13 protein-coding genes are annotated in these 16,674 nt (G+C 64.4%); 7 read left to right on the top strand and 6 right to left on the bottom strand.

The window, feature by feature from the left end; all coding sequences use genetic code 11:
• Nucleotides 1–33 precede the first annotated feature (33 nt).
• From AvAM_RS02350 to AvAM_RS02340, 3 genes are read left to right on the top strand one after another with little or no spacing between them, the layout of a single operon-like run.
• On the top strand, nt 34–336 hold the full coding sequence (locus tag AvAM_RS02350; protein WP_137745554.1) for a DUF883 domain-containing protein: 303 nt from the start codon (nt 34–36) through the stop codon (nt 334–336).
• A 51-nt stretch (nt 337–387) separates the two neighbouring features.
• On the top strand, nt 388–783 hold the full coding sequence (locus AvAM_RS02345) for a phage holin family protein (protein ID WP_137745553.1): 396 nt from the start codon (nt 388–390) through the stop codon (nt 781–783).
• Complete coding sequence (locus tag AvAM_RS02340; protein WP_249367886.1) at nt 780–1,127, top strand: hypothetical protein; 348 nt, start codon at nt 780–782, stop codon at nt 1,125–1,127. Before AvAM_RS02345 ends, AvAM_RS02340 begins: the two co-directional genes overlap by 4 nt.
• A gap of 122 nt (nt 1,128–1,249) precedes the next feature.
• On the opposite strand, the gene AvAM_RS02335 is transcribed toward AvAM_RS02340, so the two are convergent.
• Entirely contained in the window at nt 1,250–2,302 is a 1,053-nt protein-coding gene (locus tag AvAM_RS02335; RefSeq protein WP_137745552.1) for a quinone-dependent dihydroorotate dehydrogenase, read from the bottom strand.
• Between the two features lie 36 nt (nt 2,303–2,338).
• Between AvAM_RS02335 and rpiA the strand changes: the two genes are divergently transcribed.
• Nucleotides 2,339–3,034, top strand: coding sequence for a ribose-5-phosphate isomerase RpiA (gene rpiA, locus AvAM_RS02330; RefSeq protein ID WP_137745551.1), 696 nt, complete (start codon nt 2,339–2,341; stop codon nt 3,032–3,034).
• Between the two features lie 108 nt (nt 3,035–3,142).
• On the opposite strand, the gene AvAM_RS02325 is transcribed toward rpiA, so the two are convergent.
• The 5 genes from AvAM_RS02325 to AvAM_RS02305 all read right to left on the bottom strand — a co-directional run bounded on the left by AvAM_RS02325 (nt 3,143) and on the right by AvAM_RS02305 (nt 10,100).
• A complete protein-coding gene (locus AvAM_RS02325; protein WP_137745550.1) occupies nt 3,143–3,793 on the bottom strand; it encodes a glutaredoxin family protein in 651 nt (216 codons plus the stop codon).
• A gap of 65 nt (nt 3,794–3,858) precedes the next feature.
• A complete protein-coding gene (locus tag AvAM_RS02320; RefSeq protein ID WP_137745549.1) occupies nt 3,859–5,904 on the bottom strand; it encodes a M3 family metallopeptidase in 2,046 nt (681 codons plus the stop codon).
• An 81-nt stretch (nt 5,905–5,985) separates the two neighbouring features.
• Nucleotides 5,986–6,840, bottom strand: coding sequence for a bifunctional methylenetetrahydrofolate dehydrogenase/methenyltetrahydrofolate cyclohydrolase FolD (gene folD, locus AvAM_RS02315; RefSeq protein ID WP_137745548.1), 855 nt, complete (start codon nt 6,838–6,840; stop codon nt 5,986–5,988).
• A 75-nt stretch (nt 6,841–6,915) separates the two neighbouring features.
• Nucleotides 6,916–7,542, bottom strand: coding sequence for a response regulator transcription factor (locus AvAM_RS02310; RefSeq protein ID WP_015013997.1), 627 nt, complete (start codon nt 7,540–7,542; stop codon nt 6,916–6,918).
• Nucleotides 7,539–10,100: a PAS domain S-box protein gene (locus AvAM_RS02305; protein ID WP_137745547.1), complete on the bottom strand. Its 2,562-nt coding sequence runs from the start codon at nt 10,098–10,100 to the stop codon at nt 7,539–7,541. The genes AvAM_RS02310 and AvAM_RS02305 overlap by 4 nt, the downstream gene beginning before the upstream one ends.
• Nucleotides 10,101–10,268: 168 nt before the next feature.
• Between AvAM_RS02305 and aceE the strand changes: the two genes are divergently transcribed.
• The 3 genes from aceE to lpdA are packed head-to-tail and all read left to right on the top strand — an operon-like array spanning nt 10,269 to nt 16,531.
• A complete protein-coding gene (gene aceE / locus AvAM_RS02300) occupies nt 10,269–12,977 on the top strand; it encodes a pyruvate dehydrogenase (acetyl-transferring), homodimeric type (protein WP_137745546.1) in 2,709 nt (902 codons plus the stop codon).
• 19 nt (nt 12,978–12,996) lie between these two features.
• Nucleotides 12,997–14,661: a dihydrolipoyllysine-residue acetyltransferase gene (aceF, locus tag AvAM_RS02295; protein WP_137745545.1), complete on the top strand. Its 1,665-nt coding sequence runs from the start codon at nt 12,997–12,999 to the stop codon at nt 14,659–14,661.
• Between the two features lie 19 nt (nt 14,662–14,680).
• Complete coding sequence (gene lpdA, locus AvAM_RS02290; protein ID WP_137745544.1) at nt 14,681–16,531, top strand: dihydrolipoyl dehydrogenase; 1,851 nt, start codon at nt 14,681–14,683, stop codon at nt 16,529–16,531.
• Nucleotides 16,532–16,674 lie beyond the last annotated feature (143 nt).

The raw sequence follows: 16,674 nt of genomic DNA, 5'->3' as shown, positions 1-16,674 counted from the left end.
AACCGCTTGTTGATTGAAAGAAAGGCTGCTTTTATGAATGCTTCCGACACCACCACCACCCAAGGCGAACTGGAAAAACTGGTTTCCGACCTGCGCGGCTTGCTGGCCAACAAGGATCTGGATGCAGTGCCAGAGATCAAACTGCTGCGCCAGCGCCTGGACGATGGCATGCACAACGTGCGCGAGTCCGCTGTGCGTGCCGCGCAAGACGCAGCCCGCCAAGCCAAGGAAGCCGCCCTGGCCGCCGACCGCTATGCCCACGACGAACCCTGGCGTGTGGCGGGTGCTGCATTGGCGGTGGGCGCCTTGGTTGGTTTTCTGCTTGCGCGCCGCTGAGCGCCCGGCCATGCGCATGCTGACCATGGCAGGCCCTGAGGGACGCCCCGCATGAACTGGCTGTCGCTCCTGGGCCTGGAAGGCCTGGCGGCGCGCTGGCGCGCCAACGTGATTGAGGGGGCCATTGCGGTGGAAGACCGCGTGGACTTGGCGCGCCTGGAGTGGGCCGACCTGAAACAGCGGATTCAGCAGTTGTTGGTGCTGACCATTGTGGTCACCGGGCTCACGGTGGTGGCATTGATCATGCTGTCGCTCGCGGTGCTGGTGCACTTCTGGGACACGCCGCAGCGCACTCTGGTCGCCTGGTTGGTGGCTGGCGTCTGGACGCTGGGGTGGGTGGCAGCGCTGGTGGCACTGGTGTCCGTGGCGCAGCGCGCGGGCAACGGTTTTGCACTGACGCGCAACGAGTTGGCCCAGGACTGGCGCGACATCAAGGAGCGGCTGTGAGTACACCTTCTAACGCTTCCCGGCCTGCAGTACCGGGACAAAGCCGATCCGTGCTGCCCCCGCCCACCGCCCAGCAGCAGCGCATCCTTGACCGCATCGCCTTGCAGCGCGAGCGGCTGCGCGCGCGCCGTGCCGCGCGTGCCGAGGCCCAGGCATTGGCGCAGAGCCAGCATGCCGCCGCCGGGGGCGCGGAGGACTCGCTGGCAGTGCGTGCTGCGGGTTTTGCCCGCGAACATCCGCTGGCCGTGGCGGCCATGGCAGGTGTGGCCGTGATAGCCGGGCCACGGCGTTTGATCCGCTGGGCAGGTGTTCTGCTGCCCATGGTGCTGCGCCTGCGACGATGAGCACCTGGTGGGGTTAGGCTTCGTTCATCAGCAAAGAGAAGAGCCACTGCACAGTGGCTATTTTTTGGGGCGCGGAGGGTTGAATCCGAGGACTGACCTCAGGCTCCCGGGCGCTCCCAGGCTCAGGCCATGGCCTTGATGGCCTTGGCCGCCTTGACGACCAGGGCAGGCCCTTCGTAGATCAGGCCGGTGTAGATCTGCACCACATCCGCGCCAGCGCGGACCTTGCTCACCGCGTCTTCGGCGCTCATCACACCGCCCACGCCAATGATCGGAAAGCGGCTGCCCAGAGCGGCACGCAGTTGCCGGATGACCTGGTTGCTGGCCTCCAGCACGGGCGCGCCGCTGAGCCCGCCTGTTTCCTCAGCATGGCGCATGCCTTGCACCGCCGCACGGCTGATGGTGGTGTTGGTGGCGATCACCCCGTCCATGCCATGGCGCTGCAGCGTGGCGGCAATCACGGCGACCTGGGCTTCATCCAGGTCGGGGGCAATCTTCACGAACACAGGCACGCGCTTGGCGTGCCGGGTGGCCAGTGTCTCGCGGCGCTCAGCGATGGCGGAGAGCAGGGCGTCCAGCGCTTCATCGCTTTGCAGCGCGCGCAGGTTCTGCGTGTTGGGCGAGCTGATGTTGACCGTCACATAGTCCGCATGCGGGTACACACCTTCCAGACAGGTGCGGTAGTCGCTGGTGGCATTCTCGATGGGGGTGCTGGCGTTCTTGCCGATGTTCAGGCCCAGCAGCATGGGGTGCTGGCGGTTTTGTTTGCGGAACTGCGCTTGCTGCACGTTGCGCAAGAAGGCTTCCAGGCCTTCGTTGTTGAAGCCCAGGCGGTTGATGAGGGCGCGGGCCTCGGGCAGACGGAACATGCGCGGCTTGGGGTTGCCAGGCTGCGCCTTGGGTGTGACGGTGCCCACCTCCACAAAGCCAAAGCCCATGGCGCCCAGTGCGTCGATGCAGCGTGCATTCTTGTCCAGACCCGCTGCCATGCCCACCCGGTTCGGAAAGGTAAGACCCGCCAGCGTGACGGGATCATGGACGGTTTCGTTGCACCAGGCCCACTGCAGCGGCGTGCGTTGCCCGCGTGCCAGCATGTCCATGGTGAGTTCGTGGGCGGCTTCGGCGTCCATGCCGAAGAGAAAGGGGCGGGTGAGGGCGTAGGGGATCAGGGACATGGGGGGATAATTCAGGATTACCCCCGATTTTCTCCCATGACGACGATGACTCCCCTGACACAAGACGAACTCAAGACCCTGGTTGGCCAAGCCGCGCTGCAGTATGTGGTGCCCGGCGAGATTGTGGGAGTGGGCACAGGCTCCACGGTCAACAAGTTCATCGATGCGCTGGCGGGCATGAAGGACCAGATCAAAGGCGCTGTATCCAGTTCTGTGGCAAGCACCGAGCGCCTGAAGGCGCTCGGCATTCCTGTGTTCGATGCCAACGAAGTGAAGTCGCTCTCGGTCTACATCGATGGCGCTGATGAAATCGACGGCCAGGGCCACATGGTCAAAGGCGGTGGCGCGGCACTGACACGCGAGAAGATCGTGGCGGCCTTGGCCGAGCGCTTTGTCTGTATCGCTGATGAGTCCAAGCTGGTCCAGGCGCTGGGTCAGTTTCCCCTGCCGGTCGAAGTGATCCCCATGGCGGCCAACCATATTGCGCGCCGTTTCGAGGCCATGGGCGGTCAGGCCAGCCTGCGCCTCAAGGACGGCCAGCCGCTGGTGACCGATAACGGCCAGCACATCCTGGATGTGAAGGGCCTGTCGATCACCGACCCGCTGGCGTTCGAATCGCAGATCAACCAGTGGCCGGGCGTGGTGACCGTGGGGGTGTTTGCCCACCAGAAGGCTACGGTGTGCCTGCTGGGGACGGCGCAGGGGGTCAAGACGCTGGACTATTCCCTTTGAGTGGCTTGCTGACAAACGTTTGTGCGATAGCGCAGAAGCGTTATGAAAAAGGAAGGGGTCCCGTAGGACCCCCTTCTTTTGTCGGGTGCAGCGACGTTATGGTGCCCGTCAGAAGCGGATACCAGCCGGGTTGCTGGGCGTTGGGCCATCAATAGGGCGGGCCACCGGTGCGGGTCGTACAGGGGCTGCCGCTTTGGGTTTCTCTGCCGCAGGAACCGTTGCAGCCGACTTGACCGCCACCAGTGGCGTAGCGGCGGGCTGTTGGTAGTTGGCCGGCAGTTGTGACTGCTTTGGATAGCCCGCCGCATCCAGGTACTGTGTCCATTCCGCGTCGGAGAACCCTAGCAGTTGCTGGCCGCCAATGCTGCCAAACGGCAGGCTGGCCGATCCGCTCAGGCGCTGCAGCGCTGCCACATCTTCATTGGTGGACACGGTGCGCTCGCTGAATGGCACGCCTCTGGCGACAAGAGCGTTGCGCAAGCCCACGCAAGGGGCACAGTCATTGCCCGTGTAAATCGTGACAGGGAAGCGCGTCGCAATTTGCCGCAACTCATACGGCAGCGCTGCGCCGCTGGCAGGCGCTGGCGCCGGACCGGTAGTGCGTGCTGCCTGCGCCGGAGCATCGGCTGGCGGGCGGTCGGAGAACGTCACCTTGCCATCCGGCCCGACGATGCGGTAGACACCCTGCGCTTGTGCACTGGCGCCAGCCAGTGTCATCAGCAGCGAGGCCAACAAGGGGGCAAACAAGGATTTCTGCATGGTTGTTCTCCTTACTCCAGTTTTTGTGGGCTGGCGGCGTGGGGGATGGTGTCCGCTGGGCGGGCTCAGGCGGTCAATTCCTCGGCCATGCCCTGGTGGCGCAACAGTGCGTCCAGGCTAGGCTCCCGGCCCCGGAAGGCTTTGAAGGACTCCATGGCGGGGCGGCTGCCGCCCGCTTCCAGAATCGCTTCGCGGTAGCGGCGTCCGGTTTCGGTGCTGGGCAGGCCATCGCTGCCCGCTGTTTCTTCAAAGGCAGCATACGCGTCGGCGCTGAGTACCTCGGCCCACTTGTAGCTGTAGTACCCGGCCGCGTAGCCACCCGCAAAGATGTGGCTGAAAGTGTGGGCCGTGCGGCCGAAAGGGGGCGGCTGCAGCACGGCCACTTCCTGCCGCACCTGCGTCAGCAAGGGCATAAAGTCCTGTGCAGGGTCGTGTTCGGTGTGCAACAGCATGTCGAACAGCGCAAATTCGATCTGGCGCAGCGTGGCCATGCCGCTTTGGAAGTTCTTGGCCGCAATCATCTTGTCGAACAGGGCGCGGGGCAGGGGTTCACCCGTGCCCACATGGGCGGTCATGTGCTTGAGCACGTCCCATTCCCAGCAGAAGTTCTCCATGAACTGGCTGGGCAGTTCCACCGCGTCCCATTCCACGCCGCCAATACCGGAGACATCGCGCTCGTTCACCTGCGTGAGCATGTGGTGCAGGCCGTGGCCGAATTCGTGGAACAGCGTGATCACATCGTCGTGTGTCAGCAGGGGTGGCTTGCCATCTACAGCGTCTGCAAAATTGCAGACCAGGTGGGCCACCGGCGTTTGCAGTGCGCCGGTGTCGGGGCGAAGCCAGCGTGTGCGCACATCGTCCATCCAGGCGCCGCCGCGTTTGCCGGTGCGTGCGGGTTGGTCCAGGTAGAACTGACCCACCAGGGCGCCGTTGCGTTCAATGCGGTAAAACTCCACAGCCGGATGCCACGTGGGCGCCGAGTCGCGGCGGATCGACACTTCGAACAGCGTCTCGATGATCTTGAACAGGCCTGCAAGCACCTTGGGGGCGGTGAAGTATTCCTTGAGTTCCTGCTCGCTGAAGGAGTAACGCGCTTCCTTGAGTTTTTCAGAGATGTAGGGCCAGTCCCAGGCCTGTGGGTCACTCAGCCCCAGATGTTCAGCGGCGAAGGAGCGCAGGTCGGCCACGTCTTTTTCGGCATAAGGCCGGGCACGGCGGGCCAGGTCGCGCAGGAAGCGGATCACCTCGGCGGGCGACTGTGCCATCTTGGGCACCACGGAGACTTCGCCGAAGTTGGCGTAGCCCAGCAATTGGGCCTCTTCGCGGCGCAACGCCAGGATCTCGCCGATGAGTGCGGAGTTGTCGAATTTGCGGCCGTCGCCTTCAGCCTGCTCGGAAGCACGGGTGACATAAGCGCGGTAGAGCTTGGAGCGCAGGTCGCTGCGCGCGGCAAACTGCATCACCGGCAGGTAGCAGGGCATCTTGAGCGTGAGCTTGTAACCCGCTTTGCCTTCGGCCTGCGCCGCAGCCAGGGCGGCCTGCTGTACGTCGGCAGGGATGCCCTCCAATTCTTCGGCCGTGGCGTAGTAGGCGTAGGCGTCGGTCGCGTCCAGCGCGTTTTCGCTGAACTTCTGGCTCAGCTCGGCCTGGCGTTCCTGGATCTGGGCGAACCGCTCCTTGGCAGTACCGGTCAGCTCGGCACCCGAGAGAACAAAGTTGCGCACGGCATTCGAGTGGGCCTGGCGCTGTTCGGGCGTGAGGGTGGCGGGATCGATGGCCTTGTACTTGGCGTACAGGCGCTCGTCGGCACCCAGGCGGGTCCAGAACTCGGTGACACGGGGCAGGGCGGCGTTGTAGGCGGCCCGCAGCTCGGGCGTGTCGGCCACGCTGTTGAGGTGGCTCACGGCGCCCCACGAGCGCCCCAGCTGCTCGGTGGCGACATCCAGCACCTGGGCGATGGCATCCCAGCGGGCCGGAAAGTCCGGGGCGGTGACCGTCTCCAGCGCCTGGTTGGCGCGCTCCAGCAGCACATCCATCGCCGGGGCGACGTCCTGCGGCGTGATGCGGTCGAACGGGGGGAGGTCGGAGAAGTCGAGAAGGGCGTTGCTCATGCGAAATTAGATGGCGCCAGGTGGCACAGGTTCAAGTTGCAAAGCGGCCGACACCGACCTCGGGGGCACTGAGCGGTGGGCTCAGTGCGCAGCGGTGCGCTCGGCGGCTTCGATGGTGTTGACCAGCAGCATGGTAATGGTCATGGGGCCAACCCCGCCGGGCACGGGGGTGATCCAGCCTGCCACTTCCTTGACGCCATCAAAGTCCACGTCGCCGCAGAGCTTGCCTTCGTCGTTGCGGTTCATGCCCACATCGATCACAACGGCGCCGGGCTTGACCATGTCGGCGGTCAGCACATTGCGCTTGCCCACGGCAGCCACAATCACGTCGGCCTGTAGGGTCTGGGCCTTCAGGTTCTGGGTGGCGCTGTGGCATACGGTGACGGTGGCGTTCTGGCCCAGCAGCATGAGCGCCATGGGCTTGCCCACGATGTTGCTGCGGCCGATGACCACGGCGTGCTTGCCCTTGAGGCTGTAGCCGATGCTCTCCAGCATCTTCATGCAACCGTACGGCGTGCAGGGCCAGAAGCCGGGCATGCCAGTCATCAGCGCGCCCGCGCTGGCGATGTGGAAGCCGTCCACATCCTTGGCCGGCGAGATGGCCTCGATCACCTTTTGCGCATCGATGTGCTTGGGCAAGGGCAATTGCACCAGGATGCCATGGATGGCCGGGTCGTTGTTGAGCGCTTCCACGCGGGCCAGCAGCGCGGCCTCGGTCATGTCGGCGTCGTACTTTTCGAGCACCGAGTGCAGGCCGCTGTCTTCACAGGCCTTGACCTTGTTGCGCACATAGACCTGGCTGGCCGGGTTGTCGCCCACCAGCACCACGGCGAGCCCGGGCGTGACGCCACGGGTTTTCAAAGCCGCAGCGCGTTGCGCCACATCGGTGCGCAGTTGGCGGGAGAGGGCGTTGCCGTCGATGAGCTGTGCTGTCATATCAAAAATACAAGTCAAAAATGCCGTTTACGCGCACTGGATAAGCGCAAGCAGCTATTAAAAAGTGAGTGGTCCTCAGCCCTTGGGCGCGTTCTGGCCCAGAGCGATCTTGAGCAGGTCAGCCACGGTATTGGCGTTGAGCTTTTCCATGATGTTGGCGCGGTGCGCCTCCACCGTCTTGATGCTGATCCCGAGGTCGTCGGCGATCTGCTTGTTCAGGCGGCCGGCGACGATGCGTTCGAGCACCTGGGCTTCGCGGCTGGTGAGCTTGGAGAGCAGGGCGTCGCGGCTGGCGGCCTGCTGGTAGCCAGCGAAGCTCTCGCGGGCATGGTCCAGCATGCGCTCGACCAGGCCGACCAGTTCTTCCTCGTCAAACGGCTTCTGGATGAAGTCGAGCGCGCCTTTCTTCATGGTGTTCACGGCCATGGGCACGTCGCCGTGGCCGGTGATGAACACGATGGGCAGGGGGGACTTGCGCTCGATCAGGCGGTCTTGCAGCTCCAGGCCGGTCATGCCGCCCATGCGAATGTCCACGATCAGGCAAGCGACTTCGCGCGGGTCGTAGCGGGAGAGAAAGGTCTCGGCCGAATCAAAGCAACGTACGCGGTAGTCCTTGCCTTCCAGCAGCCACTGCAGGGAATCGCGGACGGCTTCGTCGTCGTCTACGACGTAAACAGTGCCTTTTTTCGGGATCAAGCTCATGCAACAGTCCTTGGGTTTTGTACGTTTGCTACAGAATTTGTAGTGCCATCGGCAGGCTTGGCAAGCGGCAGCCAGAAGGAGAACCTGCAGCCGATAACCTCCGGGCCATTGTAGAGGTTCTCCGCCTGCATCCGGCCCTGGTGCGACTCGACGATGCTGCGGCACAGATTGAGGCCCATGCCCATGCCTTCGGCCTTGGTGGAGAAGAAGGCTTCGAACAGGCGTTCGAGCACCTCGGGCGCCAGCCCCTTGCCGGTGTCCTGCACTGAAAACTCCACCACCTGCCGGTCTTCGATCTGCTTGGGCACCACGCGCAGCTCCACGCTGCGGCCTGCAGCGGGGCGGTTGGCATGCTGGATGGCTTCAGCGCCGTTCTTCATCAGGTTGACCAGCACCTGCTCGATCAGGATGGTGTCGGCCATCACGGGTGGCAGGCGGGCGGCCACGTAGTGGGTCAGGCGCACGTTGTGGCGGCGCAGCTCGATGTCGGCCAGCTCAACGGCTTCGTTCACCATCGAGTGCACATCGGCCAGCGCCCGGTTGGGTTCGCTTTTCTTCACGAAGGAGCGGATGCGCTGGATGATCTGGCCCGCGCGCTGGGCCTGGTGGGCCGTTTTTTGCAGGGCCGTGAGCAGCGCCTCTTCGGTCAGCTGGCCGCTCTGGATGCGCGAGACCATGCCGCTGCAGTAGTTGTTGATGGCCGTGAGCGGCTGGTTCAGCTCGTGCGCCACGCTCGAAGCCATCTCGCCCATGGTGATGAGGCGGCTCACGGACTGCGCGCGCTCGGCCTGGCGTTCGGCCTGCTCTTCGGCCAGGCGACGGGGGGTGATGTCGGTCGCGATCACCATCTGCGCGAGGCGGCCGTCCACCCAGTTCAGGTAACGCGAGCGCACTTCTAGCCATTTGCCCAGGTCGGGCAGGTAGATTTCGGCGTTCTCGGTGCGGGCACTGGTGAGCGGATCGGTGGGCAGGCCCATCAGGCCGTCTTCGTCGTCCATGCCGCCGTGCTCTTTACCCGCTACAGGTACCACGCCCGCTTGCGCCACCAGTTGCAGGTGCCCGCCGGTCTGCGAGCCAAACCACTGGCGGTAAAGCTTGTTGGCAAACAGCAGCTCCTCGCTGCCCAGCGGCGCCACCGACACCGAGGCGTCCAGCGACTCCAGCACGATGGTGAAGCGCTCGTGCGACGCCGACAGCTGTTCGCGGATGCGGTTGGGCTCGGTGATATCGGTCATCGAGGTCATCCAGCCGGTCTGCTGGCCGTGGGCATCGATCAGGGGCGACACATACAGGCGGGCATCGAACAGCGTGCCGCTCTTGCGCTTGACCCGCACCTGAAAGCCGCCTGCCATGGTGTTGCCGCGCAGCTCGTCACGCAGCTTGGCTTGCAGGGTTTCGTGGTCGGCCTCGGGCCAGTAGGGGAAGGGCGCCTTCAGTCCCACCAGCTCTTCCGCGTTCCAGCCTGTCATCTGGCAAAAAGCGGCGTTCACATAGCTGATGCGGCCTTCCATGTCCAGGGCACGCATGCCGGTGAGGATGGAGTTTTCCATCGCGCGGCGGAAGTTGGTCTCGGCCACCAGCGCCTCTTGTGCCTGCATGCGGCGCCGGGTGTGGCGCCAGGTGGCGATCAGCATCCAGGCCGTCATTGCACTCAGCGTTCCCACCAGCCAGAACAGGCCGCTGCCGACCACGCCGAGGGACGTGCGGTAGGCCTGCGCGCGCAGCACCAGGCCATTGCCCACGGGGGAAACAGGGATCTCGTATTCGTTGGCCTTGGGCGTCCAGGGCAGGAGCTGGGTGGCCTTGTTGCGCGGCCCGAGCGGTGTGCCGGCCAACACCTGGCTCTTGCTGTCCAGCAGCGTTACCGCATAGCGCGCCAGCACCTCGGTGGGGGTGCCATAGCGCAGCAGGCTGTCGATGGAATATTCGCCCAGCACCACGCCGCTGAACTTGCCCTGGTTGTTGAGCGGCACCTGCAGTTGCAGCAGCGGCGTGGCATCACCCGAGGTGGCGGCGGGCTGGGCATACACGGGCTGCTGCAGGTCGCGTGCCAGGCCGAAGGTGTCGGCGGTGTCGCCGGGTTTGAGCACTTCGCCAGCAATGCGCAGTTCGTTGCTGGCCAGCGTGGGTGCGGCATGGCTGGCGCGAATGCGGCGGCGGTCGTCGATCCAGGTGATAGCCTGCAGCTCGGGGTATTGGCTGATCAGCGCTTCGGCGCGGCCCACAAACTCAGCGCGGCCCAGGTCCTGGTTGGACAGGTCGCGCGCAATGCGCATGAGCTGTTCCTGGCGCTCCAGCAGGCGCAGGCGCACGCGCTGCTGAGCGTATTCCACATCGCGCCGCAGGGCTTCTTGCTCGCGCTCGGCCTCTTCGGCCCGCAGGTACCAGAAAGCCGCCACGATGGCCGCCAGAAACATCAGCACGGCAGCCAGGGGGGCCAGGGCGGCAAACCGGTCCTGGCGGGTGGGCGACAAGCCGCGCCACCACTTGCGCCACCAGCGTATGGGCGCAGCCACGGTCGCAGCCGTGGGGGAGGGGGCAGGGGGCATCGAATCCATCCTCCAAGTGTAGGGGAGCCGTGCCCTGCATTCTCCCAGTCAGTAGATGTGCATCTGCAGCAAAATATCACTATATGGAATGAAAAAGCACCATTTGAAATTTTGAAAAAATGTGCGAAACTAGAGCCAACGTACTAAATTTGCTGCCACATCTACAGGAGACAACGCATGTCAGCTCAGCCCGACCCTCAGGCCGGTTTCGGCATCGGCACGGACGCCGATCAACAGGAAACCCGTGAATGGATGGACGCTCTGTCCGCCGTGATCGACAAGGAGGGCCCTGAGCGCGCCCATTTCCTCCTGGAGCAGCTTCTTGAACACGCCCGCCAGAGCAGCATTGACCTGCCGTTCTCGGCCAACACGGGCTACGTCAACACCATCGAGCCTGAAAAAGAGGCCCATTGCCCCGGCAACATCGCCATCGAAAAGCGCCTGCGCGCCTACATGCGCTGGAACGCCATGGCCATGGTGGTGCGCGCCAACCGCCTGAACCCCGCCGACGGCGGCGACCTGGGCGGCCACATTGGCTCTTTCGCCTCGGTGGCCAGCATGTTTGGTGCCGGTTTCAACCATTTCTGGCATGCCGAGAGCGAAGGCCACGGCGGTGACCTGCTGTACATCCAAGGCCACAGCGCCCCCGGCATCTACGCCCGCGCTTACCTTGAAGGCCGCCTGACCGAAACGCAGCTCGACAGCTTCCGCCAGGAAGTGGACGGCAAGGGCCTGTCCAGCTACCCGCATCCCAAGCTGATGCCCGAGTTCTGGCAGTTCCCCACGGTGTCCATGGGCCTGGGCCCGCTGATGGCCATCTACCAAGCCCGCTTCCTCAAATACCTGCATGCCCGTGGCATTGCCGACACCGCCAACCGCAAGGTCTGGGTGTTCTGCGGCGACGGCGAGATGGACGAGCCCGAATCCCTGGGTGCCATCGGCCTGGCCGCGCGTGAAAACCTCGACAACCTCGTGTTCGTCATCAACTGCAACCTGCAGCGCCTGGATGGCCCGGTTCGGGGCAACGGCAAGATCGTGCAAGAGCTCGAAGGCGAGTTCCGTGGCGCGGGCTGGAATGTGATCAAGCTGCTGTGGGGCAATGGCTGGGACGAGCTGCTGCGCCGCGACAAGAGCGGCAAGCTCAAGCAGCTGATGATGGAAACGCTGGACGGCGACTACCAGGCCATGAAGGCCAATGACGGCGCCTTCGTGCGCAAGAACTTCTTCGGCAAGTACCCCGAAACCCTCAAGCTCGTCGAGCACATGACCGACGAAGAGGTGTTCGAGCTGCGCCGTGGTGGCCACGAGCCCGCCAAGGTGTACGCCGCCTTCCATGCCGCCAACGAGCACAAGAACCAGCCCACCGTGTTGCTGGTCAAGACCGTCAAGGGCTACGGCATGGGCAAGGCCGGTGAAGGCAAGAACACCGTGCACCAGACCAAGAAGCTGTCGGACGAAGACATCAAGTACATCCGCGACCGCTTCAACATCCCGATCCCCGACAGCCAGCTGGCCGACATCCCCTACTACAAGCCGGCCGACGACACGCCGGAGATGAAGTACCTGCACGAGCGCCGCCAGGCCCTGGGTGGCTACCTGCCACACCGCCGTGCAAAGGCCGACGAGAGCTTCACCGTGCCCGCGCTGGATACCTTCAAGGCCATTCTGGAGCCCACGGCCGAAGGCCGCGAAATCTCCACCACGCAAGCCTATGTGCGCTTCATCACGCAACTGCTGCGTGACCAAGCCCTGGGCCCCCGCGTGGTGCCCATCCTGGTGGACGAGGCCCGCACCTTCGGCATGGAAGGCCTGTTCCGCCAGATCGGCATCTACAACCCCAAGGGCCAGCTCTACACCCCGGTCGATCGTGATCAGGTGATGTACTACAAGGAAGACAAGGCTGGCCAGATCCTGCAAGAAGGCATCAACGAAGCCGGCGGCATGGCCAGCTGGATCGCTGCCGCCACCAGCTACAGCACCAACAACCGCATCATGGTGCCGTTCTACGTGTACTACTCCATGTTCGGCTTCCAGCGCATTGGCGACCTGGCCTGGGCAGCGGGTGACATGCAGGCGCGTGGCTTCCTGCTGGGCGGCACCTCGGGCCGCACCACGCTCAACGGGGAAGGCCTGCAGCACGAAGACGGCCACAGCCACATCCTGGCCAACACCATTCCCAACTGCGTGAGCTACGACCCGACCTTCGCCCACGAAGTCGCGGTGATCATGCACCAGGGCATGAAGCGCATGGTTGAGCAGCAAGAGAACGTTTTCTACTACATCACGCTGCTCAACGAGAACTACAGCATGCCCGGCCTCACGGCGGGGACCGAAGAGCAGATCATCAAGGGCATGTACCTGTGCAAGCCCGGCGCCGAGGGCGGCACCCGCGTGCAGCTGCTGGGTTCGGGCACCATCCTGCGCGAGTCGCTGGCCGCGCAAACCCTGCTGGCCGCCGACTGGGGCGTGCAGGCCGATGTGTGGAGCTGCCCGAGCTTCAACGAACTCACCCGCGAAGGCCAGGACGCCGACCGCTGGAACCTGCTGCACCCGCTGGAGACACCACGCGTGCCGTTTGTGGCGCAGCAACTGGGCACCAGCACCGGCCCCGTGGTCGCATCCACCGACTACATGAAGGCCTATGCCGAGCAGATCCGCCCCTTTGTTCCCAAGGGCCGTAACTACAAGGTGCTGGGCACCGACGGCTTTGGCCGCAGCGACTTCCGCAGCAAGCTGCGCGAGCACTTCGAGGTGAACCGCCACTACATCGTCGTGGCCGCCCTCAAGGCGCTGAGCGAAGACGGCGTGCTGCCCGCCACCAAGGTGGCCGAGGCGATCGCCAAGTACGGCATCAATGCTGACAAGATCAACCCGCTCTACGCATAAAACGATCGGAGACAGAACAATGGCATTGGTCAACATTCAAGTCCCGGACATTGGGGACTTCGACGAAGTGGGCGTGATCGAGTTGCTGGTCAAGGTGGGCGACACCGTGAAGGCCGAGCAGTCGCTCATCACCGTCGAATCCGACAAGGCATCGATGGAGATCCCATCCAGCCATGCGGGCGTGGTCAAGGAACTCAAGATTGCGCTGGGCGACAAGGTCAAGCAAGGCTCCGTGATCGCTGTGGTGGAGTCCGCTGACGCGGGCGCTGCCGCAGCCCCGGCGGCGGCACCGGCGGCTCCTGCAGCAGCTGCTCCCGCCCCAGTGGCGGCAGCACCAGCCCCGGCAGCTGCGGCCCCTGCGGCTGCTGGCCCGGTCGAAGTGCGCGTCCCCGACATCGGCGACTTCAAGGACGTGGCCGTCATCGAGATGCTGGTCAAGGTGGGTGACACCATCAAGGTCGAGCAATCGCTGTTTACCGTCGAATCCGACAAGGCCTCCATGGAGATCCCATCGCCCGCCGCCGGCGTGCTCAAGGAGCTCAAGGTCAAGATCGGCGACACCGTCAACATTGGTGACCTGGTCGCTGTGCTCGAAGGCACGGCCGCCGCAGCCCCCGCCCCCGTTGCGGCCGCTGCATCGGCGCCAGCCCCTATGGCTGCGGCTGCCCCTGCTGTCGCCGCGGCTGCAGCACCCGCCGCTGCCACAGCCTCGGTCCCCGCCCACCAACCCGGCACCCCCACCGCAGGCCTGCCCCATGCGTCGCCTTCGGTGCGCAAGTTCGCCCGCGAATTGGGCGTGCCCATCGACGAAGTCAAGGGCACCGGCCCCAAGGGCCGCATCACCCAGGACGACGTGGCCGCCTTCACCAAGCAGGTGATGGCAGGCGCGGTGCAAACCAAGGCCCAGGCCGCCAAGGCGCCCGCAACGGCGTCCGGCGGTTCCGGCGTGGGTCTGGACCTGCTGCCCTGGCCCAAGGTGGACTTCACCAAGTTCGGCCCGGTGGAGCGCAAGGACCTCTCCCGCATCAAGAAGATCAGCGGCGCCAACCTGCACCGCAACTGGGTCGTCATCCCGCACGTCACCAACCATGACGACGCGGACATCACCGACCTCGAAGCTTTCCGCGTGCAGTTCAACAAGGAGAACGAGAAGAGTGGCGTCAAGGTCACGATGCTCGCCTTCATGATCAAGGCCGCAGTGGCCGCGCTCAAGAAGTTCCCTGAGTTCAACAGCTCCCTCGACGGCGACCAGCTGGTGATGAAGAACTACTTCCACATCGGTTTTGCGGCCGACACGCCCAACGGCCTCGTGGTGCCCGTTATCCGTGACGCTGACAAGAAGGGCATCGTCCAGATCAGCCAGGAAATGGGCGACCTGGCCAAGAAGGCGCGCGACGGCAAGCTCGGCCCGGCCGACATGACCGGCGGCTGCTTCTCCATCAGCTCGCTGGGTGGCATTGGTGGTCGTTATTTCACGCCCATCATCAACGCCCCTGAAGTCGCCATCATGGGCGTGTGCAAGAGCAGCCTGGAGCCCAAGTGGGACGGCAAGCAGTTCGCCCCGCGCCTGATCCTGCCGCTCTCCCTGAGCTGGGACCACCGCGTGATCGACGGTGCCGCCGCCGCACGCTTCAACGTGTACTTTGCCTCGCTGCTGGCGGACTTCCGCCGCATCGTGATGTAACGGAAGGGCAAGACACACCATGGCAATCATCGACATCAAGGTGCCCGACATCGGCGACTTCGCCGAAGTGGCCATCATCGAAGTGCTGGTCAAGCCCGGCGACACCATCAAGGCAGAGCAGAGCCTGATCACCGTGGAGTCCGACAAGGCCTCCATGGAGATCCCCTCCAGCCATGCAGGCGTGGTCAAAGAGCTGAAAGTGAAGCTCGGCGACAAGATCGCCGAAGGATCGGTGGTGCTGACGCTGGAAGTGCAGGGCGCAGGCGCAGCAGCTCCAGCACCTGCGGCCGCCCCAGCGCCTGCAGTTTCTGAGCAAAAACAGGCCCCTGCGCCCGTTCAGCAAGCCCAAGCAGCTATCAATCCAGTAGCATCCAGCTTTGCTGGCTCTGCCGACCTGGATTGCGACGTGCTCGTGCTCGGCGGCGGCCCCGGTGGCTACAGCGCCGCCTTCCGCGCGGCCGACCTGGGCCTCAAGGTCGTCATCGTCGAGCGTTATGCCACCCTGGGTGGCGTGTGCCTGAACGTGGGCTGCATCCCCTCCAAGGCGCTGCTGCACGTGGCAGCCGTCATGGACGAGGTCAGCCACATGGCCGACCTGGGCGTGGACTTTGGTGCGCCTGCCGTCAACATCGACAAGCTGCGCGGCCACAAGGAAAAGGTCATCGGCAAGCTCACCGGCGGCCTGGCCGCCATGGCCAAGATGCGCAAGGTGACCACCGTGCGCGGCTACGGTGCTTTTGTCGGCGCCAACCACCTTGAAGTGGAAGAAACCACCGGCACTGGCCAAGAGAAGACGGGCACCAAGAAGGTCATCGCCTTCAAGCGCGCCATCATCGCTGCTGGCAGCCAGGCCGTGCGCCTGCCCTTCATGCCCAACGACCCGCGCGTGGTCGATTCCACCGGCGCCCTGGCGCTCAAGGAAGTGCCCAAGCGCATGCTGATCCTGGGCGGCGGCATCATCGGCCTGGAAATGGGCACCGTCTACAGCACCCTGGGCGCACGCCTGGACGTGGTGGAAATGATGGACGGACTGATGCAGGGCGCGGACCGCGATCTCGTCAAGATCTGGCAAAAGATGAACGCCAAGCGCTTCGACAACATCATGTTGAAGACGAAAACAGTGGGCGCCGAGGCCACCCCCGAAGGCATCAAGGTCACGTTCGCGCCAGCGGAAGAGGGCGGCACTGCCCCCGAACCGCAGGTGTACGACCTGGTCCTGCAGGCCGTGGGCCGCACGCCCAACGGCAAGAAGATCGCCGCCGAAAAGGCTGGCGTTGCCGTCACAGACCGTGGCTTCATCAACGTCGACATCCAGATGCGCACCAACGTGCCGCACATCTTCGCCATCGGCGACATCGTGGGCCAGCCCATGCTGGCGCACAAGGCGGTGCATGAGGCGCACGTGGCAGCTGAAGTCATCGCTGGCGAACTGCAGGGCAACAAGGAACTGGCAGCCGCCGCCTTCAACGCCCGCGTGATTCCATCCGTGGCCTACACCGACCCCGAAGTGGCATGGGTGGGCCTGACTGAAGACCAGGCCAAGGCGCAAGGCATCAAGGTCAAGAAGGGCCTGTTCCCCTGGACGGCCTCTGGCCGCGCCATCGCCAACGGCCGCGACGAAGGCGTGACCAAACTGCTGTTCGACGACTCGCCCGAGGCCCACGGCCACGGCAAGATCCTTGGCGGCGGCATGGTGGGCACGCATGCGGGCGACATGATCGGCGAGATCGCCCTGGCCATCGAGATGGGCGCGGACGCCGTGGACATCGGCAAGACCATCCATCCGCACCCCACGCTGGGCGAAAGCATCGGCATGGCGGCGGAGATCGCGCACGGCAGCTGCACGGATGTGCCGCCGCAGAAGAAATGAGCTGAGCCTCTCTTAAGGTTGCTACTGATTCAGTAGCTGGCCGCGCAGATTCCGAAAGGGCTGCGCGGCTTTTCTTTGTCCATGCCGCACTGTACTGATGGAGGCGGGTGGCGCATTGAAGTTGGCAGAAAAGTTGGCAAAAT

This window comes from Acidovorax sp. NB1, from assembly GCF_005405905.1.
Lineage (GTDB): Bacteria > Pseudomonadota > Gammaproteobacteria > Burkholderiales > Burkholderiaceae_C > Acidovorax.
The sequence above is the reverse complement of the archived record's forward strand: the minus strand, read 5'-3'. Positions and strand labels throughout refer to the sequence as shown.

Excerpts from the sequence above, each read along its gene's own strand:
- folD (WP_137745548.1), bottom strand. The coding sequence starts at position 6,840 with ATGACAGCACAGCTCATCGACGGCAACGCCCTCTCCCGCCAACTGCGC.
- AvAM_RS02345 (WP_137745553.1), top strand. The coding sequence starts at position 388 with ATGAACTGGCTGTCGCTCCTGGGCCTGGAAGGCCTGGCGGCGCGCTGG.
- AvAM_RS02325 (WP_137745550.1), bottom strand. The coding sequence starts at position 3,793 with ATGCAGAAATCCTTGTTTGCCCCCTTGTTGGCCTCGCTGCTGATGACA.
- AvAM_RS02310 (WP_015013997.1), bottom strand. The coding sequence starts at position 7,542 with ATGAGCTTGATCCCGAAAAAAGGCACTGTTTACGTCGTAGACGACGAC.
- AvAM_RS02305 (WP_137745547.1), bottom strand. The coding sequence starts at position 10,100 with ATGGATTCGATGCCCCCTGCCCCCTCCCCCACGGCTGCGACCGTGGCT.
- AvAM_RS02350 (WP_137745554.1), top strand. The coding sequence starts at position 34 with ATGAATGCTTCCGACACCACCACCACCCAAGGCGAACTGGAAAAACTG.
- AvAM_RS02320 (WP_137745549.1), bottom strand. The coding sequence starts at position 5,904 with ATGAGCAACGCCCTTCTCGACTTCTCCGACCTCCCCCCGTTCGACCGC.
- AvAM_RS02335 (WP_137745552.1), bottom strand. The coding sequence starts at position 2,302 with ATGTCCCTGATCCCCTACGCCCTCACCCGCCCCTTTCTCTTCGGCATG.
- aceF (WP_137745545.1), top strand. The coding sequence starts at position 12,997 with ATGGCATTGGTCAACATTCAAGTCCCGGACATTGGGGACTTCGACGAA.
- lpdA (WP_137745544.1), top strand. The coding sequence starts at position 14,681 with ATGGCAATCATCGACATCAAGGTGCCCGACATCGGCGACTTCGCCGAA.
- aceE (WP_137745546.1), top strand. The coding sequence starts at position 10,269 with ATGTCAGCTCAGCCCGACCCTCAGGCCGGTTTCGGCATCGGCACGGAC.
- rpiA (WP_137745551.1), top strand. The coding sequence starts at position 2,339 with ATGACGACGATGACTCCCCTGACACAAGACGAACTCAAGACCCTGGTT.